This window comes from Streptomyces sp. NPDC093544, assembly GCF_040683495.1.
Taxonomy (GTDB): domain Bacteria; phylum Actinomycetota; class Actinomycetes; order Streptomycetales; family Streptomycetaceae; genus Streptomyces.
Window position 1 is genome coordinate 17,838 of record NZ_JBFBEA010000022.1, and the last position, 22,103, is coordinate 39,940.

Sequence of the window (22,103 nt, forward strand, 5' to 3'; positions counted from 1 at the left end):
ACGCGACACGGGGGGCATAGTGCCAAAGCGAAACCGACGCCGACGGGGAAACGGGCGCCCACGCGAGGGGATCCAGCTCCGTACCTCGGTCCCACCGGCCGCAACCGAGCGAACCGGAACCGTGGGAACCGGAACCGTGCGATGGCGGGTGCACGTAGGAGGCTTGGTGCGCTCTGCGCCGTACGTCACCGATGGGACCGTCTATGTCACCGGCCGGGGCGTGTGGGCAGTCGACGCGGCCGACGGATCCGTCCGGTGGACCAATGCCGACGCCGGAGGCACGGGTTCTCCCACCGTGGCCGGGGACACCGTATATGCCGCCGGCTGGCGCGAGTTGTTCGCCCTCGACGCCGCCGACGGCCGGCCCCGCTGGCGCAGGCGGATGAGGTGGATCTCCCGCAGCCGGCCCCTCGTCGCGAACGGGCTGGTCCACTACATCAACGCCGGCCGGTACCTGCGGACCGTGGACGCGGCGACCGGGCGGCGCCGCTGGAGGGCGAAGTACCAGGGCAGGGGCTGGGGGACGGAGTCGGCGCCCGTGCTCGCCGACGGCATCCTCTACGCGGCCAGCAAGGACGGGATCGTCTGGGCGTTCGACCCGGCCACGGGCGAGGTCCGCTGGAAAGTGCCCGTCTACAGCCAGTCCCCTGCCACGCCGCTGCTGCACGACGGCACCCTGTACGTGGGGAATGGGCTGGGCCCGTCCGTGCGGGCGCTGGACGCCGCCACCGGTGCACTCCGCTGGCACATGATGCTCGACTCCCTCGGCAGCATCTGGACCACGCCCGCGATCTCCGGCAACACCCTGTACGTCGGCTGCCAGGACCATCGGCTGTGGGCACTGAACGCCACCACCGGCGCCATCAGGTGGCGCGTCTCCACGGACGGCCCCATCGGCTCCTCCCCCGTGGTGGCGGACGGCACGGTGTACTTCGGCAGCGACGACGGCCACCTGTGGGCGATCAGCGCGGAGAACGGCCGTTTGCGGTGGAAGGTGAGGACGGGCGGGCCGGTGATGTCGTCCCCGGTCGTGGCCGACGGCGTGGTCTACGTCGGCAGCAGGGACGGATACCTGTACGCGATAGAGGCGAGCCCGGCCCCGGGCGGACCGTTGCCGTAGAGCCATGGATACCGCCGTAGAAAGGAGCGGCAGGTTGCACCCGAAGCGGACCGGCGCCGACGGGGACACCGTCCGGTCGGATCGGGATCTTCCCGGAACCCTCCGGGGCCCTCGGAAGAGCCCTACTGCGGCGAAGGCGCCAACTGCTTCCGCATAGGCACCGACCCAGACCTCACCGGCAACGCCTACATAGCCATCGCCGGCCAGGAAGACCACTACCCCACCGACACCCGCGAAGCCCTCCGCACCCTCATCCGGGACATCAAGGCCGGAAAAGCCGACCACCTCCTCTAGGCCCCAGAGGGCCCCTCACCGCGGTGGATCCTCCCCCACCAGCCCGTCCACCGACTCCCTGATCAGGTCCGCGTGCCCCACGTGTCGCGCGTACTCCTCAATCAGGTCGATGAGGATGCGCCGCAGGCTGGGCGCCCTATCGTCGGGCCACGTGCGCAGGGACAACCGTTCCAAGCCACCATCCGCCAGCGCTTCCGCGAGCAGGGCGCGGGAGCGAGCGACAGTCTCGTCCCAGAGCGCATAGAGTTGCTCGGGCGTGTCGTCGGCGGCCGAGCGCCACTCCCAGTCGGGGTCGGCGTCCCAGTCCACCGTGTCCCAGGGAGAAGCCGGCTTCCGCCCGAACAGCCGCCCGGAGAAGTAGTCGTCCTCCACCAGCGCAAGGTGCTTGAGCAGCCCTCCCAGCGTCATCGTCGACGCACCGACCGTCGCCCGCAGGCCGGCGGCGTCCAGGCCCCCGCACTTCCACGCCAGCGTCCTGCGCTGACGTTCCAGGGAGCCCAGGAGGGTGTCGACCTCGTCACCCGCAATGGGCGGCTCCCGAAGAACCTTCTCGTCGCTCTCACTCATGGCCCGCAGACTACGAGCCGTTCAGGGCTCTCGCCCATGGCCCTCAGGCTTGCGTTCCCGTACGGACGTGTACGGGAACGCGGAGTTGGCCGACCCCCTCGGGAGCCGGCCGACGCCGCGTACGGGTGGCGTCTGATCAGATGTCAGGCGCGCGGGGTGCCGTAGTAGCCACCGACCTGCTCGTGGTAGCCCTCATCCCCGACGTGCTTGTCCTTGTCGAACTCAGGAGAGTTCTTGATCTCGTCCTTGGTGCGGCCGACGTAGACCTTCTTGTCGGTCGTGTCCACGCGAGTGATGGTGCCGGCCGGCAGCAGTACGTGCTTGCCGAAGATCCACACACCGGTGTCGACGACGATGTAGGCGGAGCCGACCTCCTCGGAGTACTTGTCGACCTTGCCGATGTGGCCGTCGGTCGCCTCCACCTTGAAGCCCGTCAGGTCCAGGCCCGCCTGGTGGCCCGACGTCGGCTGGTAACCCCACATGTTCGTCACGATGAATCCCTTCGTTCAGCTGTACAGAATTACCCCGAACGCTTGGTCAGCGCCGGAATCTTTACTGACCGGGGACGGGTTCCCGATCGAGTGCCCGCCATGCACAGGAAATCTGGTTGAAATCCGTGCGGTCTGTCGGGAGCGGCGCACTACCCGGCCTTTTCAGCCACGGTCATTCGCGCGTCGCACCCTCGCCCTACGGCGTGTGAAACCGCCGTCTACCAGCGGTACCAGCGGCTACGCTTACCTCCACCGCCGGCCGCGGGCCTGAGGACGAACCCCAACACCCACACCACGAGAACAATCACCGCTATCCACCACAGTGCTTTCAGTGCGAAGCCCGCACCGAAAAGGATGAGAGCGATAAGAAGAACGAGAAGCAGGGGAACCATGATTATCAACCTCCGGAAAATCGTGTGCCCCACCCCTGAACGATCATGCGCACCGATTTCCGGGTTTGAGTCTTCTATTCGGGGTTATAGGGTTCGCCGCTACTGTTCTTCTTCGACTGTTCTTCTTCGACTGTTCTACTTCGACCGTTCTTCTTCGACCGGCAGGGGGAGCCGTGACCAGCACACGCAGTGAGTCCGAAGGGTCCGGGGTGACCGCCATGCCGCCGCTGCTCCCGGCGGAGCGGAAGCAGCGGCTACGGCGTCGCCTGGAGCGGCTGCTCGGCATCGCCGCCACGGAAGGCAACTCCCTGCTGGCGCTGCGCAACGGGGACGAGATATTCGCCGCGATGCTGGAGAGCATCCGCGGCGCCGAATACACCGTGGACATGATGACGTTCGTGTACTGGCGCGGTGAGATAGCCCGCCAGTTCGCGACCGCGCTGGCCGACCGGGCCCGCGACGGTGTGCGGGTACGGCTGCTGCTGGACGGCTTCGGCAGCCGACTCATCGAGCAGGACCTGCTTGAGATGATGGAAGAGGCCGGGGCCGAAGTGGCTTGGTTTCGCAAGCCCTTGTACCTCTCCCCGTTCAAGCAGAATCACCGCTGCCATCGCAAGGTGCTGGTCGTGGACGAGGAGACGGCGTTCACTGGCGGGGTGGGCATCGCCGAGGAGTGGTGCGGTGACGCCCGTAACGAGCACGAGTGGCGCGACACCCATGCCCAGGTGCGCGGACCCGCGGTGGACGGCATCGCCGCCGCCTTCGCGCAGAACTGGGCCGAGTGCCACGACACCCTCTTCGACACCCGCGACCGCTTCACCGACCACGCGTCCGAAGGCGGCGCCGTGGTCCAGGTCGTCCGCGGTTCGGCCAGCATCGGCTGGCAGGACATGCAGACCCTCCTGCGGGTCGTGATCGAATCCGCCCAGGAACGACTCCGCCTGGCCACCGCCTACTTCGCCCCCGACGTCCACTTCGTCGACCTGCTGTGCTCGGCCGCCCGGCGCGGTGTCGAGGTGGAGATCCTGCTGCCCGGCCCCCATACCGACAAGCGCGTCTGCCAGTTGGCGGGTCAGCACTTCTACGACGACCTGCTCGCCTGCGGAGTACGCATATTCCAGTACCAGCCGACGATGATGCACGCCAAGGTCATCACCGTCGACCGGGTCGCGGCCCTGATCGGCTCAACCAACCTCAACCGCCGCTCCCTCGACCACGACGAGGAAGTCATGCTCGCCGTAATGGACGAGGAGTTCACCGCCACCCTCGACGGGCACTTCGACGAGGATCTGCGGGCCAGCGAGCCGATCGAGAAGGGCCGCTGGAAACGCCGCTCCGCAGCTCAGCGGCTTCGGGAGACGGCCGTGGCCCCCATCCGCCGGTTTCTGTAGATCGCACGCGGACCATACGCGGACCACACGCAGCCCACATGGGGATGCCACGACGGGGCACCCGTCCTATGTCCGACAAACGACCAACGACCAGAAGGAGTTCACTGATGCTGATCCTCGCCATCGTCGCCGTATGTGTGGTCCTGGCCGTACTGGCGTTCCTCGTCCCCCGTCTCTCCCGCCACCCCGAACGCGGCACCCAGCGTTCGCTCGGCATCGGAGCTCGAGCCGGCGGCAAGGCGCCTGGCTTCCTGGGCAGGCTGTTCAGCAAGCCGTTCCGCAGCAGTTCCCGTGCCGTCGGCCGCAGCGGCTCGGCCGGCCGCCGCACCCGCGGCCGCATGCCCTTCTGACCGCACATGAACAGCACCGACGCGGAAGGGTTGTTGGACGGTCTCACCGTCGACGCCAGTCGCCGCGAGCAGCCGATCGTCCTGGACGAGACCGGGCGGCCCACCAAGACCTGGCGGGAGAACCACCCTTACGACCGCAAGGTCAGCCGCAAAAAGTACGAGCAGGAAAAGCGCGTCCTGCAGATAGAGATGCTCAAGCTCCAGCGGTGGGTCAAGGACACCGGCGCGCGGGTGGTCGTCGTATGCGAAGGGCGCGACGCGGCCGGCAAGGGCGGCACGATCCAGCGCTTCACCGAGCGGCTCAACCCCCGTGGCGCGCGGGTGGTCGCCCTGGACAAACCCAACGACCGGGAGGGCGGTCAGTGGTACTTCCAGCGGTACATCGCGCATCTGCCGACGGCGGGAGAGATCGTCTTCTTCGACCGATCCTGGTACAACCGGGTCGGCGTGGAGCGGGTGATGGGCTACTGCTCGAAGGAGGAGTGGGAGCTGTTCTTCAGGCAGTGCCCGGCCTTCGAGCGGATGCTCGTCGATGACGGGATCCTGCTGGTGAAGTTCTGGTTCTCCGTGTCCCGCTCCGAGCAGCGCACCCGCTTCGCCATCCGGCAGGTCGACCCGGTGCGCCGGTGGAAGCTCTCCCCCACCGACCTCGCGTCGCTGGACCTGTGGGACGACTACACCGAGGCGAAGGTCGACATGTTCCGCGCCACCGACACCGAGCCCGCCCCGTGGACGGTCGTCAAAAGCAACGACAAACGTCGCGCCCGTCTGGAAGCCATGCGCGGTCTGCTCTCGCGCGTCGACTACGCCGACAAGGATCCCGAGTCGGTCGGTACACCAGACCCACTCGTCATCGGCCCCGCCGACACCCTCCTCGAACCCGGCGAGGAGGACACCGCGCTCTCCCCCACTCCGCTGTCCCGTCGCACCACCGGCCCCGGCAACCACCCTGAAACCGCCTGACACAGACGGGGCAGAGCCGAGGAAAGGGCCGGGGAAAGGAACACGTTCGGATTGCGCCGAAGGTTCTCCACCCTCGCGCGGCCGACGACGGTGATGACGACGACGCGGTCACGGTGGATCCGGACAGTACGGCGCGGATGTCGCCCAGCAGGCCGTCGACGGAACACCGGCAGCCGGAAGCGAGCAGCCCCTCGCGCATATGCCCTCCTGCCTTGCCGTTCACGCGACCGCCGGGTTCCCGGACAGCACGTGCGAGCGGCCGCGGCCACACCGAGCCGCCGGCCCCGGACGTCACCGGGTGATCTTCGGCCATCGCGACCCGACGGCCGAAACCGTATGTTCCTACAATCCGTGATTGTGGCCGAACAGACTGTAGTCACCGCCGCCCCCGGCCCATACTTTGACCGCGTGCACCGACCGCAGGCCCATCAGCCCACCCCGCCCTTCAACGCCCCGGCCGCCCGCAGACTTCGGGCGGCGCTAGGAATGGGGCCCGAGCATGTCGCGTACGGGATGCGAGCCTCGTACGGACTTCCCTACGTCACCCCGGACCTGGTCGCCGCCTGGGAACGCGGGATCGCCGAGCCGAGTGCACCCGAACTCACCGCGCTTGCGGGCGTGTTGTGGTGTTCACAGGGTGATCTCATCGGCGCGCCACGGACCTTGCGCGAGCACCGTGTCGCGCGCGGCCTCGCCACCGACGACCTCGCGCGCTCCGTCGGCCTCGAACTCCTCGCGTACCAGCGGATGGAGGAGTCCGGCGAGTGGCGCGGCAACGAGCGGCAGTCGGCCACGCTCGCCGAGGTTCTCGACCTCTCGCTGCGCGACTTCGTCACGGTGACGGGGCGCGACGACAAGCTCGCGGAACTGCTGCGCAGCGCGATGACTACGCGCTGGCAGGCGTACGTGCGCCCGGTCGCCAAGATGGTGTCCCTGGACCGGCGGCTTCTGGAGGACGTCCTGGAGGAGATGCACACCGATTACCAGGGGCAGATGGTCGCCTCGCTGAGCTGGGGCGACGGTTCGGCCGCCACCGACGCCGGCGAGTCGGGCCGGGACTTCCTGGACCGGATCGTCGACCAGTTCTGGTCGATGGTCCAGAGAACTACGTACTGAAAGCCCCGGCCGCGAAAGACGACCTCAGAACAGCCGCGACCGCTAGAACACCGACGGCCTCTAGAACACCGGCGACCCCTAGAACACCGACTCCGCCTCGTCCATCCGGTCCTTCGGCACCGTCTTCAGCTCGGCGGTCGCGTCCGCCAGCGGCACCATTTCGATCTCCGTGCCGCGCAGGGCCGTCATCCTGCCGAACTCGCCGCGGTGGGCGGCCTCGACGGCGTGCCAGCCGAAGCGGGTGGCGAGCACGCGGTCGTACGCGGTCGGTGTGCCGCCGCGCTGGATGTGGCCGAGGATGACCGGCTTGGCCTCCTTGCCGAGGCGCCGCTCCAGCTCGAACGCGAGGGCCGTGCCGATGCCCTGGAAGCGCTCGTGGCCGAACTTGTCGATCGCGCCGTGGCCGTAGTCCATGGTGCCCTCGGCGGGGTGCGCGCCCTCGGCGACGCAGACGACGGCGAACCTCTTGCCGCGCGCGAAGCGTTCCTCGACCATCGCCACCAGGTCGGCCGGGTCGAAGGGGCGCTCGGGCAGGCAGATGCCGTGGGCGCCGGCCGCCATGCCGGACTCCAGGGCGATCCAGCCGGCGTGCCGACCCATGACCTCGACGACCATCACGCGCTGGTGGGACTCGGCGGTGGTCTTGAGTCGGTCCATCGCTTCGGTGGCGACGCCCACCGCCGTATCGAAGCCGAAGGTCCGGTCCGTGCCCGAGATGTCGTTGTCGATCGTCTTCGGGACGCCGACGACGGGGAGGCCCCCCGAGTCCGAGAGCATCCGCGCGGCGGTCAGCGTGCCCTCGCCGCCGATCGGGATGAGCACGTCGATGCCGAATTCACGGGCCATGTCCTGCGCGTTCTCGCAGGCCTCCCGGAGCCGGTCGCGCTGGAGGCGGGAGGAGCCGAGGATGGTGCCGCCGCGGGCGAGGATGCCGCTGACCGCGTCGAGGTCGAGGGTGCGGTAGCGGCCTTCGAGCAGGCCGGCGTAGCCGTCCTCGAAGCCGACGACCTCGTCCCCGTAGTTGGTGACCGCTCGGTGCACGACCGACCGGATCACTGCGTTCAGGCCAGGACAGTCGCCGCCTGCGGTGAGAACTCCGATGCGCATCGTGCTGTGTCTCCTGCTCGCTGCTGGTACGTGTGAGCCGGTGCGAGTCTTTCACGGCCCGAAGGGCGTCGTCGCTTCCGCACCCCCCACCAGGACGTTCTCCCTGGCGGGCGCCCTAGCTACCCGCAGAGGTATTGTCAAGAGGCTTCTGCTCACCTTAGTGGGCTATTTTACCGAGCCCCAAAAACACCCCCAGAACCGCTGAGAACAGTCTCCCGACAACGAGACGAACGGATGGAGAGCACGCGTGACGCGCAGCGTGTACGTGACCGGGATCGACCGCGGCGACGGCCGTCAGGTCGTCGAGCTGGGAGTCATGGAACTCCTGACCCGTCAGGTCGACCGGGTGGGGGTGTTCCGTCCGCTCGTGCACGACGGTCCGGACCGGCTCTTCGAGCTGCTGCGCGCCCGTTACCGCCTCACCCAGGACCCGGCGACGGTCTACGGCATGGACTACCACGAGGCGTCCGCGCTCCAGGCCGAGCAGGGCACGGACGAGCTGGTGTCCACCCTGGTCGACCGTTTTCATCGCGTCGCCCGTGACTACGACGTCGTCCTCGTCCTCGGCACCGACTTCGCCGACACGCAGTTCCCCGACGAGCTGGCGCTCAACGCCCGGCTGGCGAACGAGTTCGGCGCGTCCGTCATCCCGGTCGTCGGAGGCCGGGGGCAGACCTCGGAGTCCGTGCGCGCCGAGACGCGCAACGCCTATCGCGCGTACGACGGACTGGGCTGCGACGTCCTCGCGATGGTGGTGAACCGGGTCGCCCCGGCCGACCGCGCCGGGATACACGAGCGGCTCGACAGCCGTCTGCCGGTGCCCAGTTACGTGCTCCCGGACGAACCCGCGCTCTCCGCGCCCACCGTCGCGCAGATCGCCCAGGCCCTCGACGGCACGGTGCTCCTCGGCGACAGCGCGGGGCTCGCGCGCGACGCGCTCGACTTCGTCTTCGGCGGCGCGATGCTGCCGAACTTCCTCAACGCCCTGACCCCCGGCTGTCTGGTCGTCACCCCCGGCGACCGCGCCGACCTGGTCATCGGCTCGCTCGCCGCGCACAGCGCGGGCACCCCGCCCATCGCCGGCGTGCTGCTCACCCTGAACGAGCGGCCCAGCGACGAGATCCTCACCCTCGCGGCCCGCCTCGCGCCCGGCACCCCGGTCGTCTCGGTGGCCGGGAACTCCTTCCCCACCGCGACCGAACTCTTCGGCCTGGAAGGGAAGTTGAACGCCGCCACGCCGAGGAAGGCGGAGACGGCGCTCGGTCTCTTCGAGCGGTACGTGGACACCAGCGACCTCCTCAAGCGCGTCTCCGCGCCGAGCAGCGACCGCCTCACGCCCATGATGTTCGAGCACAAGCTCCTGGAGCAGGCCCGCTCCGACAAGCGCCGCGTCGTGCTGCCGGAAGGCACCGAGGAGCGCGTCCTGCACGCCGCCGAGGTGCTGCTGCGCCGGGGCGTCTGCGACCTGACGCTGCTCGGCCCCCTCGACCAGATCCGCAAGAAGGCCGCCGACCTCGGCATCGACCTGGGCACCACCCAGCTCATCGACCCGGCGACCTCCGAACTGCGCGACCGCTTCGCGGAGAGGTACGCCGAGCTGCGCGCGCACCGGGGCGTGAGCGTCGAGCTGGCGTACGACGTCGTCGCCGACGTGAACTACTTCGGGACGCTGATGGTGCAGGAGGGCCTCGCCGACGGCATGGTGTCGGGCTGCGTGCACTCCACCGCCGCCACCATCCGGCCCGCCTTCGAGATCATCAAGACCAAGCCGGACACGAAGATCGTGTCGTCCGTCTTCTTCATGTGCCTCGCCGACAAGGTCCTCGTCTACGGCGACTGCGCGGTCAACCCGGACCCGAACGCCGAGCAGCTCTGCGACATCGCCATCCAGTCGGCCACCACCGCCCGGCAGTTCGGCGTCGAGCCGCGGATCGCGATGCTGTCGTACTCGACGGGTACGTCCGGTACGGGCGCCGACGTCGACAAGGTGCGCGAGGCCACCGAGCTGGTGCGACTGCGCCGCGCCGACCTGCGGATCGAGGGGCCGATCCAGTACGACGCGGCCGTGGAGCCGTCCGTCGCGGCCACCAAGATGCCGGAGTCGGAGGTCGCCGGGCAGGCGTCCGTGCTGATCTTCCCGGACCTCAACACCGGCAACAACACCTACAAGGCCGTGCAGCGTTCGGCCGGCGCGATCGCCGTCGGCCCGGTCATGCAGGGCCTGCGCAAGCCCGTCAACGACCTGTCACGCGGCGCGCTGGTTCAGGACATCGTGAACACCGTCGCCATCACGGCGATCCAGGCCCAGAGCCCCGACCCGAAGGTGTCCCAGCTGTGAGCGCGACCCGTGTCCTCGTCCTCAACTCCGGCTCCTCGTCGGTCAAGTACCAGTTGCTCGACATGCGGGACACCAGTCGGCTGGCCATGGGCCTCGTCGAGCGCATCGGCGAGGAGACGAGCAGGCTCAAGCACACCCCGCTGCTCGGTGGGGAGACCCGCGAGCAGACCGTCCCCATCGCCGACCACGAGGCCGCCCTCAAGGCCGTCGCCGCGGAACTGGCCAAGGACGGGCTCGGCCTGGACTCCCCCGAACTGCTCGCGATCGGCCACCGGGTCGTGCACGGCGGCATGTTCTTCACCGATCCGACCGTCATCGACGACACCGTCATCGCCGAGATCGAGCGCCTGATCCCGGTGGCACCGCTCCACAACCCGGCCAACCTCACCGGCATCCGTACCGCCCGGGCACTGCGCCCCGACCTCCCCCAGGTCGCGGTCTTCGACACCGCGTTCCACACGACGATGCCGGAGTCCGCGGCGCGCTACGCGATCGACGTGAAGACCGCCGACGAGCACCGCATCCGCCGGTACGGCTTCCACGGCACGTCGCACGCGTACGTGTCCCGGGAGACCGCGAAGCTGCTGGGCAGGACGCCGGAGGAGGTGAACGTCATCGTGCTGCACCTCGGCAACGGAGCGTCGGCCTCGGCCGTGCGGGGCGGCCGGTGCGTGGACACCTCGATGGGGCTGACGCCCTTGGAGGGGCTCGTGATGGGTACGCGCTCCGGAGACGTGGATCCGGCGGTCATCTTCCATTTGATGCGCGTTGGGGGGTTGTCCACCGACGAGATCGACACTTTGCTGAACAAGCAGAGTGGCCTGATCGGCCTGTGCGGCGACAACGACATGCGCGAGATCCGCCGTCGTGTCGACGAGGGTGACGAGCAGGCCCAGCTCGCCTTCGACATCTACATCCACCGCCTGAAGAAGTACATCGGCGCCTACTACGCGGTCCTCGGCCGGGTGGACGCCATCGCTTTCACCGCCGGAGTCGGGGAGAACGCCGCCCCGGTGCGCGAGGCCGCGATCGCCGGCCTGGAGGCGCTGGGCCTGGCGGTCGACGGCGACCTGAACGCCGTACGAGCGGATGGACCCAGGCTCATCTCGCCGCAGTACGCGCGCGTCGCGGTCGCCGTGGTGCCGACGGACGAGGAACTGGAGATCGCGACACAGACGTACGCGCTGGTCGGAGAGAGCAATGCCTGAGCCGAGAGAGATATGCCTGAGCCGCAGAGACATATGGCCGCGAGATCCATACCTGAGCCCGTCGGCACGTATGTCTGATACACCCCACCTCACGCCTGATACATCCCACCTCATGCCTGATATATCCCAGCCCGGCGAGAGATACGAGAGATACGCCTGAGCGCCTGCCCGCCCATTTGTATCTTCCGCCAGACGGAATATTCCGTAGCGAAACAAACCGATAGGATCGTCCTATGCGCCGTTCGAAAATCGTCTGTACTCTCGGCCCCGCGGTCGACTCCCACGAGCAGCTCGTCGCGCTGATCGAGGCCGGCATGAACGTGGCCCGCTTCAACTTCAGCCACGGGACGCACGCCGAGCACCAGGGCCGGTACGACCGTGTCCGGGCCGCCTCGGAAGAGACCGGCAAGGCCATCGGTGTTCTCGCCGACCTCCAGGGGCCCAAGATCCGCCTGGAGACCTTCGCCGAGGGGCCCGTCGAGCTGGTGCGCGGTGACGAGTTCACCATCACCACCGAGGACGTCGCGGGCGACAAGTCGATCTGCGGCACGACCTACAAGGGCCTGCCCAGCGACGTCTCCAAGGGCGACCAGATCCTCATCAACGACGGCAACGTCGAGCTGCGGGTCGTCGAGGTCACCGGCCCCCGGGTCAAGTCGATCGTCGTCGAGGGCGGCGTGATCTCCGACCACAAGGGCATCAACCTGCCGGGTACGGCGGTCAACGTGCCCGCGCTGTCCGACAAGGACGTCGAGGACCTGCGCTTCGCCCTGCGGATGGGCTGCGACATGGTCGCCCTGTCCTTCGTGCGCGACGCCCACGACGTGAACGACGTCCACAAGGTGATGGACGAGGAGGGCCGCCGGGTCCCCGTCATCGCCAAGGTGGAGAAGCCGCAGGCGGTCGAGAACATGGAGGGCGTCGTCGCGGCGTTCGACTCCGTCATGGTGGCCCGCGGCGACCTGGCCGTCGAGTACCCGCTGGAGAAGGTCCCGATGGTGCAGAAGCGCCTCGTGGAGCTCTGCCGCCGCAACGCCAAGCCGGTGATCGTCGCGACCCAGATGATGGAGTCGATGATCACCAACTCCCGCCCCACGCGCGCCGAGGCGTCCGACGTCGCCAACGCGATCCTCGACGGCGCGGACGCGGTCATGCTGTCCGCCGAGTCGTCCGTGGGCGCGTACCCGATCGAGACGGTCAAGACGATGTCGAGGATCGTCGTGGCGGCCGAGGAGGAGCTCCTCTCCAAGGGCCTCCAGCCTCTGGTCCCCGGCAAGAAGCCGCGCACCCAGGGCGGTTCGGTCGCCCGCGCCGCCTGCGAGATCGCCGACTTCCTCGGCGGCAAGGGCCTGGTCGCCTTCACCAAGTCCGGCGACACCGCCCGCCGCCTCTCGCGCTACCGCGCCTCCCAGCCGATCCTGGCCTTCACCACGGACGAGGGCACCCGCAACCAGCTCACCCTCAGCTGGGGCGTCGAGTCCCACGTCGTCCCCTTCGTCCACAGCACCGACGAAATGGTCGACCTCGTCGACCAGGAACTCCAGAAGCTCAACATCTTCAACGACGGCGACGTGGTCGTCATGACCGCGGGCTCACCTCCTGGCGTCCCGGGCACGACGAACATGGTCCGGGTGCACCACCTGGGCGAGAGCGCCCGCACGGTCTGACCTGCGGCAGTGCTTGTACGGCGCTGAGGGCGCCCCCTGTTGCAGGGGGCGCCTTCAGCCGTCTGTCTGTCGGGGGTCAGCCGACGGTGCCTGAGTCCACCGGGAATTCCGGGGGCTGCGGACTGGAGAAGTCGAACAGGGATGGATCCTCGAATGTGCAAGCCGCTTCCCGCCACGCGGGAGCGCTTGAGACAACGAAGCTGCTGCCGTCCGGATCGATCATCCAAGTCCAGGAGGCGTCGTCCGCCGGGATGTCATGACGTTCCCGCAACGTCGCGAACTCCCCTTCGGAGGCCCGACGGACACGGAGTCCCTTTCGGTAGATGGGCTTGAGAAACATCAACTCCACATGCCCGAAGTACACTTCGACCCGGGTTTCCGTCTCGTCGATCTGGGTCGCGTCGCTGCGCAGAATGAGCTGACGATGTGACGCGGCGAAGCTCACCACCCGGAAAAGCCGGCCCTCGCGCACGAATTCTGGCATTGCTTGTACTTCCTGACTCTCGGCTCATTCCGCCCAGTCGGGCTTGGTCGGATAGGCGCGGGTCGGCACCTTTTCACCCGGCTTGGTTATGTACCACTCGATGTCCTTCCAGAACCGCTGGCCCAGGATCGTCTTAACCCGCAGTGTCGCGACCTCCCAGGCGGTGCCGTTGCCGGTCTTGGCCGCCTCCCTCCAATTGGCGCCGATCAGCGGTTTGCCACGTTCGAGAAGAAGGGCCAAGGCTTCGTCGGCACTCCCGGCACCCGGGACGCCGTCCAGCAACACGGACAACCGCACATTGGGATGGGCGATTGCCCCCTCGACGGCAAACATCCACACAGGACGTCCTCCCTCCGCGCCAGGGAAGGGATCACCAAACCCCTGCTTCGCGTTGAACGTCCGGCCGCCGAGCATCGTGGCCAAGTCGTCGGAATACGGATTGATGCCGAGGATGATGTGATCCCCATCCGTGACAAGGTCCTTGAGGATCGCGTCAACGCACTCGTTGTGAACGAGGACAGGTTTCGACCCCGCGAACACATAGTAGGTGTTGGTCTGCTCGACCTCGAAGTTGTAGACCTTGACGTCCCCCTTGACGAGGGACGTGCCGAGGACCTCCTCGGAACCACCGTCCTGCGTTTCGAAGGTGTCTCCGGCGCGGAGGGCACGAGCCTCGACCCAACCCCGTTCGCGCACCCAGAAGCGGTGCGTGTCAGAGGCCTCGACCTTGCCGTCCACGGTGCTGATCCGGACCAGCTGGTCGACCGTGCGGTCGAACAGCTTCAAGACCCGCTGGAGAGACTTCTTGCCCGTTGCCTGGTCGAGGGACCAGACACGGTCACCGACCTCGATGTCCTCAATGGGCTTCGGCCCGTCGGCGGTGGCAACCTTCGTACCTGCAGGGAAGCACCGAGAAAGGAGCGCCTTGACACCCGCCTGCTCCAGGCTCGCGACACCCGACGCCGACATGCCGGCGCCGCGCAGGCCCCAGATCGCCGTGCTCAGACGGGCACCGTTCACCATCGCCGTACGCACCGCGAACGCCGCCGCGGCCGCCCGCATCAGCAGATTCGGGATGATGATGCTCCCGGCCAGCCACAGGCAGCTGTTGAGTTCGCCGTGCCCGAAGCAGCCGACGATGTCCGCGACCGCGCCCGTGGCGATGGCCTTCAGGACGGATGCGGTGAGCTCCACCCCGTCCACGTGCACGTTGTTCTCACGGAACCGCACGTCGAGCGGAGAGCTCATCAGATAGTCGCGCTTGAGGGCGCTGCCGCACTTCGCGCGGTCGACACCAGGCAGCGGGCAGGACTCGACGTAGAAGTCCATCTCGCCGTAGACGTGGAACTCGAGGTCGATCTCGCAACCGATCTCGCCCCCGGTATGGGTGCCCACACAGTCGCCCAAGGGATTGATGTCGACCAGCGTGTCGCCGCTGGGCTTCATCACGACCCCGTCAATACCCGTGCCGCTGCCGTCGGCGGTGCGCCCCTCCTCCTGCTGGTCCTCGTAGGCCACCTGTTCGGTGCGGATGGCGGCCTGCGCGGCCTCCACCGCGAGGTTGCGGGCGTTGGCCGCGGCCGCCTCGGCCACGGTCGCGTCCGCCTCGGCCTGGTCGGCGATGCCGCGCGCGGTACCCGCGTCGGTCTCCGCCGCGTCCGCAGCGCCACGGGCACTCGCCGCGTCCCGCTCGGCGTCCGTGGCCGCCGAGTCGGCGTCCGACGCGTACCCGTCGGCCAAGTCCGCCGCTGCTTGCGCCGCCGCGGCGTCCTCGGTGGCCTGCCGGTCGTATTCGACCGTGTTGGCCTCAGACTTCTTCGCCGCCTTGGCAGAGGCGGCCGCCGCATCCGACGAAGCCTGGGCCTCGGCCGCGGACTTGGTCGCACTCGCTGCGTAGCCGGCCGCCTCCGCCGCAGCCTGCGCCGCCGCCTTCGCGTCGACGTCGGCCTGGGCCGCCAGTACCTTGGCCAGGGCCGCGGCCTTCGCCGCTTCGGCCGCCTTCGCATCGGCCAGCGCTGCCTGCTGCTGAGCAGCCGTCTTGGACGCCTGCCCAGTCAGTACGGCCAGGCCGGCCGAGGAGTCGGTCTCCGCGTAGGGGGAGCCGAGTTCGATGGCATCGTTGGCCGGCTTGACGACCTGCAGCGCCGAGTCACGGGCCGCCGTAGCGGCCTGCGCGGTGGCGTAGGCGTGTCCCGCGGTGCGGATCGAGTCGGCACCCGCGAGTACGGCTTCGGAACGCGCGACAATTGAGTCGCCCTTGGCCTTGGCTGCCGCCTTCTGAGCCGTCTCCGCTTCCGCCTTCGCCGCGATGGCGTTCCACTTCGCCGCCATGGACGCATCGATGGCGTCGGCGGCGGCAGCGTGAGCCTTCGTCACCGCGGCATTGGTGATGGCTACATCTCGCTTGGCGCCATCGGCTGCCGACTGGGCGCGCTTGGCCGCGCCCTGAGCCTCGGTCGCCGCTGTACGCGCTGCGGTGGCCGCCTCGGTGGCGTCATCCGCTGCCGCACGTGCCGCGGTCGCGGCCGCGGTGGCGTCGTCCGCCGCCTTACGTGCCTTGGTGGCTGCCTGACGGGCCTCAATGGCATCCGCCGTACCGTCCACCGCGGCGACCAGGGCATCCGCCGCCTCGGCTTTCGCGACGAGGCTGTCCCGCCTGTCCTCGGCAGCCAGCGCCCCGTCACGCGCCTTCTTGGCCCTGCCCTCGGCGGCCAGGGCGCTGTCCTTCTTTTCGGACGCCGTCCTCCCCGCCACCTGTGCGTCGGACAACCTGTCGGCCGCGACCTGGCGCTGGGACTGGGCGATCGATTCGGCGTCCTGCGCCTTTTTGCGTTCCTTCTCGGCCAGTTCCTTCTGCGACTTGGCGTAGTCGCGCTCGGACTCGGCCTTCTGCCGCTTGGCCTTTGCGTCCGCCGCCGCGTTCTTCGCGGTCTGCTCCGCGGCCTTGGCCCTGTTCTCGGCGGCCTTCGCCTCGGACGCGTGCTTCGCGGCCTCCGCGGCCTGTGCGGCTGCGCCTTCCGAGGCGGCCTTCGCCTGCGCGGCGGCCTCCTCTGCGGCCTTACGCCGGAACTCGGCCTTCGCCGCATGTGCCTGCGTGTTGGCCAGCGCGTTCAGAGTCTTGCTGTCGGCGGCCGAGGCCCGGGTGGCGTTGAACGCAGTCTCCGTGGCCTTCGCCGCAGCCTGCGCCGCCGCCGCGGACGCCTTGGTCACCTGTGCGGCCTGCTGCCCATACATCAGACCCCGACCGCGCGGCAAACCGGCCGCGTCGGCGATGGCGTACGCCGCCGTCTGAGCCTTGGTGACCTTGTCCGCCTGGGCCTTGGCGGAGAGCGCGGCGCGGGACGCCACGAAGAGGCGACCCGAGGCACGCCCCTGCGCGGTCGCTATCCACTTCTTGACCTGGGCGAACTCGGCCGCTGTGGGGTAGAAGAGTGGATGGTCGTCCGGCTTCTGCTTGGTCCAGTATGCCTGCCAGTCGGTCAGTCGGTCGGCGATCAGTGACTGGGCGAGCGCCTCCCCGAGCGCCTGGGAGGCCGTCGAAAGATCGGCGTTGGCCTGTGTCTCGGCCCGGACGATGGTGTCCCGCTGAGTCTTCTGACCGGCCAGCTCGTCCTGCCACTCGGTGGCGGCCACGGCCAGCTCGGTGCCCAACACCTCGTGCGGGTCGGGCGGATTGGTGTACGCGCAGGACGCGAACCGCGCCTTGAGGTTTTCGACATCGATCCGGAACTCCATCGAGTCCGGGTCGGGCGCGGTCGTGGGGAATCCGCCGTACTGGAGGAAGAGCCGCGCGTCGTCGGCGTACATGGGGTGCATGAACTGCATCTCCCATTTCCACGCGTCACGGTCCTTGTAGTCCTCGTACTTGTCCTCGTCATAGCGGGCGTTGTAGATCGCCGTGGCCGCGTCGACGGACTCCTGGCTCGCCGTGGGATGGGGGTCGGTATAGAGGTCGGCCTCGTTCTTCCAGAACTGGGCGGCGACCCAGTCGCTCAGATTTATCGTGTCGAAGGGATTGGAGTCGTCCTCCACCCACTCGAAGCCGGCGCTCGTGTAGCCCGGCGGATTGGACATGGACGGAATCGCGAGGGATTCCTCCCACACGTATCGGCGGCCGTTGAGCTCATCCAGCTTGGTGTCGGCCGCTGCCCGGTCCGTCTTGTACGACGTGGCAAGCGGCGTGGCGGTCCAGTACTCCGGGTTGGCAGCCGTGTGCAGCTGCTCCTCCGTGCCGACGAGGCCTGCCCGTGCGACCTCCTTCGTCGCCGGACCGCCCTTGCGCGAGACACCGTTGAGGAGGCACTGGTCCTCACGGACCTGCTGGGCGTTCTCCAGGTCGAAGAGGGTCGGGACGGTGGGGTCGTCGGCGGTGGCCGCGCTTTGCTGCCGGTCCAGGCTGGGGAGTTGGCCGCCGGTGACGGCGATCGCCGTCGCGGTGGCAAGGGCCGTGGTGGTAAGGAGCCGGGACCATCTGCCTGGGGCCCGGCGGAACATGGTCCGGCGTCTCTGCTCGACCGGACGTGCGTGTGTACGCATGCGGAAGTGTCAGCCGTTCTGCCGAGAGGAAGTTGGGGCGAGGTCGCTGGCGGAAACCGCTCAGAAGAGCAAGTTGTAACCCCAGCCGCTGCTGCCGATCTGCGTGCGCGCGGCGAAGGGGGCCGAGGCCGTACCGGTGCCCTTGAAGAGCCACAGTGCGCCCGCGCTGTCCACTCCGATCAGGTCGGGCTTGCCGTCGCCGTCGTTGTCGCCCACGGAGACGAGATTGGTGTAGTCCGCCCACGCACCGCCGGTGGGGGCGGGCACGATGTAGCGGGTGTTGGCGAACACCGCTTCGGCCGTGGCGGTGCCGCTGCCCGGGTAGACGTAGAGGACTCCGGCGGTGGAACGGGCAATGACGTCGGCCTTGCCGTCGCCGGTGTAGTCACCCCGGCCGGCGACCTTGTTCATGCCGTTCCAGCCGGACGGGCGGACCAGGACCCTGGTGGACAGCGTGCCGTCTGCCTTGCCCTGGTAGAGCCAGAGCGCGCCTGTCGTGTCGCGGGCGAGCAGGTCGGGGTGGGCGGTGCCGCCCATGTTGCCTACGGAGACGAGCAGGGTGTACTGATCCCAGCCGGTGCCGAGCACCTTGGTGTCGATGCCGCGTTCGGCGGTGTAGTACAGCGTGCCGTCGATCACGGCGTACAGGTCGGTGCCTGTCTGATTGTTCGAGATGTTGGCCTGGGCGAGAAGGGTCGCGCCGGTGTAGCCGCCCCCCAGGTCGAACTTGGCGGCGAACCCGCCGGTGCCTTTGGCCTCGTGGTCGAAGAGGCGGCCGTTCTTGTCACGGCCGATGAGCGGGAAGAGGCCGGTGCCGTCGGCGGCCGCCTGCTGGATCAGCGGCGCCTGGTCGGTGCGCGCTGTCTGCCTGGCTTCCGGCGCGGAGGACGAGGTCGGTGCGAACTTTGCCGTCGTCACCGCCAGTGCGGCGGTCACCGCGACTGCGGCCGCGAGCACCGTCGCCCGGCGTACCGAGCGGTTGACGAGAGTGAACATGTAGTAGTGCCCCTCGCTGATGAGGTCGGCGGGGGACTCGCACGCGCGCACGCCTCAACGCATCGCGCGCCGGTCGTGCTTCCCCCGTGCCGCGGCTGGTCATGCGCACGGCAAATTCACCCTATGGGGAAGTTGTGAAAGTTGTAAACGACCTTTAAAGAAGTTGTCCGGGTCAGAGAACCCGCTCATGGCCGTGGCCCGGTCCCTCCGCGCGAGCGGAAGAACCGGGCCACGGCCCTGTGTGCGGCTCCCGGATGGGCTTGAGGGGGCTCAGTCCTGGTACGTGTGCATGCTGGGTATGGTCAGCGTGCCGCCGAACTGGCCTGCCTGGACGACCTTCACGTCGGTGAAGTAGATCAGCGGGATGTTCAGGGGCGGGGGGTGCTCCGGGTCGAACGTGATCGGTATCAGGCCGAACAGCTTGCCGGAGATGCTCTCGGTGTACATGACGGTGTCACCGTCCTTGATGGTGGACGTCGTGCCCTTGCCCGCCTGTACGTGGTAGGTCTTGCCGGCGTGCTTGTCGATCACCGTCTGGTGCAGATCGCCGATGTCGGTACCGCCGGAGATCACGTACTTCAGGACCTCTTTGACCGTGCCGTTGGCGGTCTTCACCTTCACGACGCCCTGATAGTCGGCACCCTTGAGCAGCAGCGAGCTGGCGTTGAGGTACCAGGGGTCGTCGGGCAGGATCACCGGGTTGTCGACGTTGCCCTCTGCGTCGGTGGAGACAGGACAGTCTGCCGCGTCGGTGCTTGCGCTCGCGGACGGGCTGGGACTGGGGCTGGCGGACGAAGTGGCCTCGTCGGTCGCCTCCTTGGACGCCTCCGCGCTGTCCTCGGCCGCCTTGGACGCCGTGTCGGTGGTGTCCTTCACCGTCTCGTCGGCCGGCTTGGCCGTGTCCGTGACGGTGTCGGAGCTGTCGCTGCCCGACGTGTCCTCGCTCGCGCTCGCCGAGGGCGTGGCGGACGGCGAGGGGGTGGCGCTCGCCTTCTCGTCGGGCGTGAGGATGTCCTTGATGACATCGCCGATGCCCAGCGGGTCCAGCGGGTTGCTGCTGCTCTCGGACGGCGAGGGGGTCGCCGTGGCCGTGTCGGCCTCACTGCCGCTGCTCTGGGGTGCCTTGCTCGCCGACGCCGACGGCGTGGGCTCGGCCTTGTCGTCGGAACCTGAATCCGGCGAAGAGGTCTCACCCGTACCCGAGGACGCCGTGGCCGAAGGGCTCGGCTCGGTCGCGTCGGCTGACTCGGAGGCGCTCGCCGAAGCGGACGCGGATGCGGAGGGCGTCGGGGTGGCCGACGCGTCCTCGCCGTCGAGGAGCTCGACGCAGGCCTGGTACTCCTCGGCCGTCAGACTCTTCGAGGTGGCAGGCTTGTCATCGGCGTTGGCGAGTGTCGGCGTGAGCCCCATCCCCATGAGGACCGCGGTCGGCATCGCCGCGAAGGCTATCGCCTTGCCGGCCGGCACGTGGAACCTGGTGGCCAGCGGCTTCCTGGGGGCGGCGTGGCGCGGCCCAGTTCTCGTACGGGGTTGAGCCGCTGAGTCGCCCTGGGACGACACCTCGTCAGTCGGCACGGTACCCCCCGCCGTTGCCGCTGCCGTTGTCGGCCGTGGCACTCTCGGTCAGCTGCTGGCCCGGCTCCGGGGCGCCCGCGCCGGTCGTATCTCCGGCATCGGCGTCGGCAGGAGCGGGCCCTTCCTGCGCGTCCCCCGCCGGGCCGCGCTTGCCGGCGCGGTGGGACTTCGCGCCCTCGGCCGACGCATCCCTGGGCATCCAGGAAACGGAGAGCGCGCCGCCGATCAGAGAGAGCAGGAAGCCGACAATGAAGCCACCGATGTTGGAGACCACCAGGGAAACCAGACCGAGGACGATCGCGGCGACACCGGCGAAGACACGTGTCGCCTGCTGGAACCACATGGTCAGGCCCAGCGTGAACAGCAGAACACCGATGATCAGTGAGCCGGCACCCGCGGTGGTCGCCATGGCGAGCGACATGTTGCCCAGCTTGAAGGTGGCGTACGGGAAGTAGGCAATCGGCACCCCGCCGAGCAGGGTGAACAGACCGGCCCAGAACGGCCGGTTACCCCGCCAGTCACGGAATCGCAGACGCGCGCGGGTGAAGTACCCGGCGCTCTGGACCGGAGTCTCGGCACTCATGGAAAAAAGCTCCCTGGGTCCGGTGGAAGTACGTACCGGCTCGGCCGTGGGGTGGTGAAGCCGGAAAGTATGGGCTCAAAGCGCCCGGTGCGAAGCATCGGGCGGAGGCGGGGGCGGAGAAACGACGGCTCCCCGCCCCCTTGGGCAGCTCAGCCGCCCAATCGCACCGCTGCGACGGAAACCGTTAGAAGCACTCCATCGTGGCGCTCGTACCGAGTCTCATCGACAGACCGCTGAGCTTGAAGGTGCCGGCCGTGGTCGCCCACGCCGTCTGCTCGACGTCCGTGAGGTCGGCCGAGTCCGCCTGCTGGGCGAAGCCGCCCGGCAGCACGCCGTCACCCTTCCTCACTGCAGGACCCTTGCTCTGGTCCTGAACCGCGACGCCGATCTCCATGCCCGTGAAGGTCGCTTCGGCGTCGAGCTGGGCGACGTCGATGTAGAGGTTCTCGGCGATGACCTTGTGCTTGTCGTCCGGACCCGCTTCGAGACGGAGGTAGATCGTCTTCCCTATGAGGGGAATCTCCGTCTTGACCGACTGGCACATGTTCGTGATCTCGGCGTGCTTGAACGACGACACCGCGACGGCACGGGGCGTCTTGGTCTTGCCGTCGGTCGACGTGTAACCGGTGTCGATGGCGCCGTACTGGGCGAAGCCGGTGCCCTCAAGATGCCCGGCCTTGACCTTGAACTCCTGGCCGGAAACGCTGAACGACGCGGCGAGCGCACCCTGCGCGAGCCCGACGCCGATCGCGGCGGCCGCGGCGACGCTGGGCACCATGACCACAGCGAAGCGCTTCCATCTTGTCCCGCCACGCACCTGGGACTCCATATTTCCTCCTTCTCGGACGTACATCTCCTGGCCCTGACTGCCCCGTTGTAGCGGCTCAGCCGGGCAGGGATGGGAGAAGTGCTACGTCCTCGGGAA

18 protein-coding genes and 1 pseudogene are annotated in these 22,103 nt (G+C 68.4%); 9 read left to right on the top strand and 10 right to left on the bottom strand.

Going from position 1 to position 22,103, the window contains the following annotated elements; all coding sequences use genetic code 11:
• The first annotated feature begins 136 nt into the window (after nt 1-136).
• Both AB0N66_RS30130 and AB0N66_RS30135 read left to right on the top strand, forming a co-directional pair.
• Complete coding sequence (locus AB0N66_RS30130) at nt 137-1,120, top strand: PQQ-binding-like beta-propeller repeat protein (protein WP_365441146.1); 984 nt, start codon at nt 137-139, stop codon at nt 1,118-1,120.
• Nucleotides 1,121-1,234: 114 nt separating this feature from the next.
• Nucleotides 1,235-1,414: pseudogene (locus AB0N66_RS30135) on the top strand (hypothetical protein); the annotation flags it as partial.
• A gap of 15 nt (nt 1,415-1,429) precedes the next feature.
• Here AB0N66_RS30135 and AB0N66_RS30140 read toward each other — a convergent pair.
• The 3 genes from AB0N66_RS30140 to AB0N66_RS30150 form a co-directional block, all read right to left on the bottom strand.
• Entirely contained in the window at nt 1,430-1,981 is a 552-nt protein-coding gene (locus AB0N66_RS30140; RefSeq protein ID WP_365440889.1) for a DinB family protein, read from the bottom strand.
• A 143-nt stretch (nt 1,982-2,124) separates the two neighbouring features.
• Nucleotides 2,125-2,475 (bottom strand): PRC-barrel domain containing protein, encoded by a 351-nt coding sequence (locus tag AB0N66_RS30145; protein WP_365441148.1) that lies wholly within the window; start codon nt 2,473-2,475, stop codon nt 2,125-2,127.
• Nucleotides 2,476-2,690: 215 nt separating this feature from the next.
• A complete protein-coding gene (locus tag AB0N66_RS30150) occupies nt 2,691-2,864 on the bottom strand; it encodes a hydrophobic protein (protein ID WP_365441150.1) in 174 nt (57 codons plus the stop codon).
• A gap of 218 nt (nt 2,865-3,082) precedes the next feature.
• Here AB0N66_RS30150 and AB0N66_RS30155 point away from each other — a divergent pair, with 218 nt between their 5' ends.
• The 4 genes from AB0N66_RS30155 (at nt 3,083) to AB0N66_RS30170 (ending at nt 6,684) form a co-directional block, all read left to right on the top strand.
• The gene (locus AB0N66_RS30155) at nt 3,083-4,255 is read left to right on the top strand and encodes a phospholipase D-like domain-containing protein (RefSeq protein ID WP_365441152.1); all 1,173 of its coding nucleotides are present in this window, start codon (nt 3,083-3,085) and stop codon (nt 4,253-4,255) included.
• A 107-nt stretch (nt 4,256-4,362) separates the two neighbouring features.
• The gene (locus AB0N66_RS30160; protein WP_365440891.1) at nt 4,363-4,605 is read left to right on the top strand and encodes a DUF6411 family protein; all 243 of its coding nucleotides are present in this window, start codon (nt 4,363-4,365) and stop codon (nt 4,603-4,605) included.
• Between the two features lie 6 nt (nt 4,606-4,611).
• Nucleotides 4,612-5,568 carry a polyphosphate kinase 2 gene (ppk2, locus tag AB0N66_RS30165; RefSeq protein ID WP_365440893.1) on the top strand — a complete coding sequence of 319 codons (957 nt, stop codon included), beginning with the start codon at nt 4,612-4,614 and terminating at the stop codon, nt 5,566-5,568.
• A 486-nt stretch (nt 5,569-6,054) separates the two neighbouring features.
• Nucleotides 6,055-6,684 carry an XRE family transcriptional regulator gene (locus tag AB0N66_RS30170; protein ID WP_365441154.1) on the top strand — a complete coding sequence of 210 codons (630 nt, stop codon included), beginning with the start codon at nt 6,055-6,057 and terminating at the stop codon, nt 6,682-6,684.
• A 78-nt stretch (nt 6,685-6,762) separates the two neighbouring features.
• On the opposite strand, the gene AB0N66_RS30175 is transcribed toward AB0N66_RS30170, so the two are convergent.
• Nucleotides 6,763-7,791, bottom strand: a complete 1,029-nt coding sequence (locus tag AB0N66_RS30175; protein ID WP_365440895.1) for an ATP-dependent 6-phosphofructokinase — start codon at nt 7,789-7,791, stop codon at nt 6,763-6,765.
• 247 nt (nt 7,792-8,038) lie between these two features.
• Here AB0N66_RS30175 and pta point away from each other — a divergent pair, with 247 nt between their 5' ends.
• The 3 genes from pta to pyk all read left to right on the top strand — a co-directional run bounded on the left by pta (nt 8,039) and on the right by pyk (nt 13,004).
• On the top strand, nt 8,039-10,129 hold the full coding sequence (pta, locus tag AB0N66_RS30180) for a phosphate acetyltransferase (protein WP_365440897.1): 2,091 nt from the start codon (nt 8,039-8,041) through the stop codon (nt 10,127-10,129).
• Nucleotides 10,126-11,337, top strand: coding sequence for an acetate kinase (locus AB0N66_RS30185; protein WP_365440899.1), 1,212 nt, complete (start codon nt 10,126-10,128; stop codon nt 11,335-11,337). Before pta ends, AB0N66_RS30185 begins: the two co-directional genes overlap by 4 nt.
• A 233-nt stretch (nt 11,338-11,570) precedes the next feature.
• Nucleotides 11,571-13,004 (top strand): pyruvate kinase, encoded by a 1,434-nt coding sequence (gene pyk / locus AB0N66_RS30190; protein WP_365440901.1) that lies wholly within the window; start codon nt 11,571-11,573, stop codon nt 13,002-13,004.
• Between the two features lie 76 nt (nt 13,005-13,080).
• Here the strand turns inward: pyk and AB0N66_RS30195 are convergent, their stop codons facing one another.
• The 6 genes from AB0N66_RS30195 to AB0N66_RS30220 all read right to left on the bottom strand — a co-directional run bounded on the left by AB0N66_RS30195 (nt 13,081) and on the right by AB0N66_RS30220 (nt 22,007).
• Nucleotides 13,081-13,488 carry a hypothetical protein gene (locus AB0N66_RS30195; RefSeq protein WP_365440903.1) on the bottom strand — a complete coding sequence of 136 codons (408 nt, stop codon included), beginning with the start codon at nt 13,486-13,488 and terminating at the stop codon, nt 13,081-13,083.
• 24 nt (nt 13,489-13,512) lie between these two features.
• On the bottom strand, nt 13,513-18,024 hold the full coding sequence (locus tag AB0N66_RS30200; protein ID WP_365440905.1) for a polymorphic toxin type 27 domain-containing protein: 4,512 nt from the start codon (nt 18,022-18,024) through the stop codon (nt 13,513-13,515).
• A gap of 60 nt (nt 18,025-18,084) precedes the next feature.
• Nucleotides 18,085-19,071 (bottom strand): VCBS repeat-containing protein, encoded by a 987-nt coding sequence (locus tag AB0N66_RS30205; protein WP_365440907.1) that lies wholly within the window; start codon nt 19,069-19,071, stop codon nt 18,085-18,087.
• A 219-nt stretch (nt 19,072-19,290) separates the two neighbouring features.
• The gene (locus AB0N66_RS30210) at nt 19,291-20,595 is read right to left on the bottom strand and encodes a hypothetical protein (protein ID WP_365440909.1); all 1,305 of its coding nucleotides are present in this window, start codon (nt 20,593-20,595) and stop codon (nt 19,291-19,293) included.
• The gene (locus AB0N66_RS30215) at nt 20,585-21,178 is read right to left on the bottom strand and encodes a DUF6114 domain-containing protein (protein ID WP_365440911.1); all 594 of its coding nucleotides are present in this window, start codon (nt 21,176-21,178) and stop codon (nt 20,585-20,587) included. Before AB0N66_RS30215 ends, AB0N66_RS30210 begins: the two co-directional genes overlap by 11 nt.
• 184 nt (nt 21,179-21,362) lie before the next feature.
• Nucleotides 21,363-22,007 carry a DUF6230 family protein gene (locus AB0N66_RS30220; RefSeq protein WP_365440913.1) on the bottom strand — a complete coding sequence of 215 codons (645 nt, stop codon included), beginning with the start codon at nt 22,005-22,007 and terminating at the stop codon, nt 21,363-21,365.
• Between the last annotated feature and the right edge of the window lie 96 nt (nt 22,008-22,103).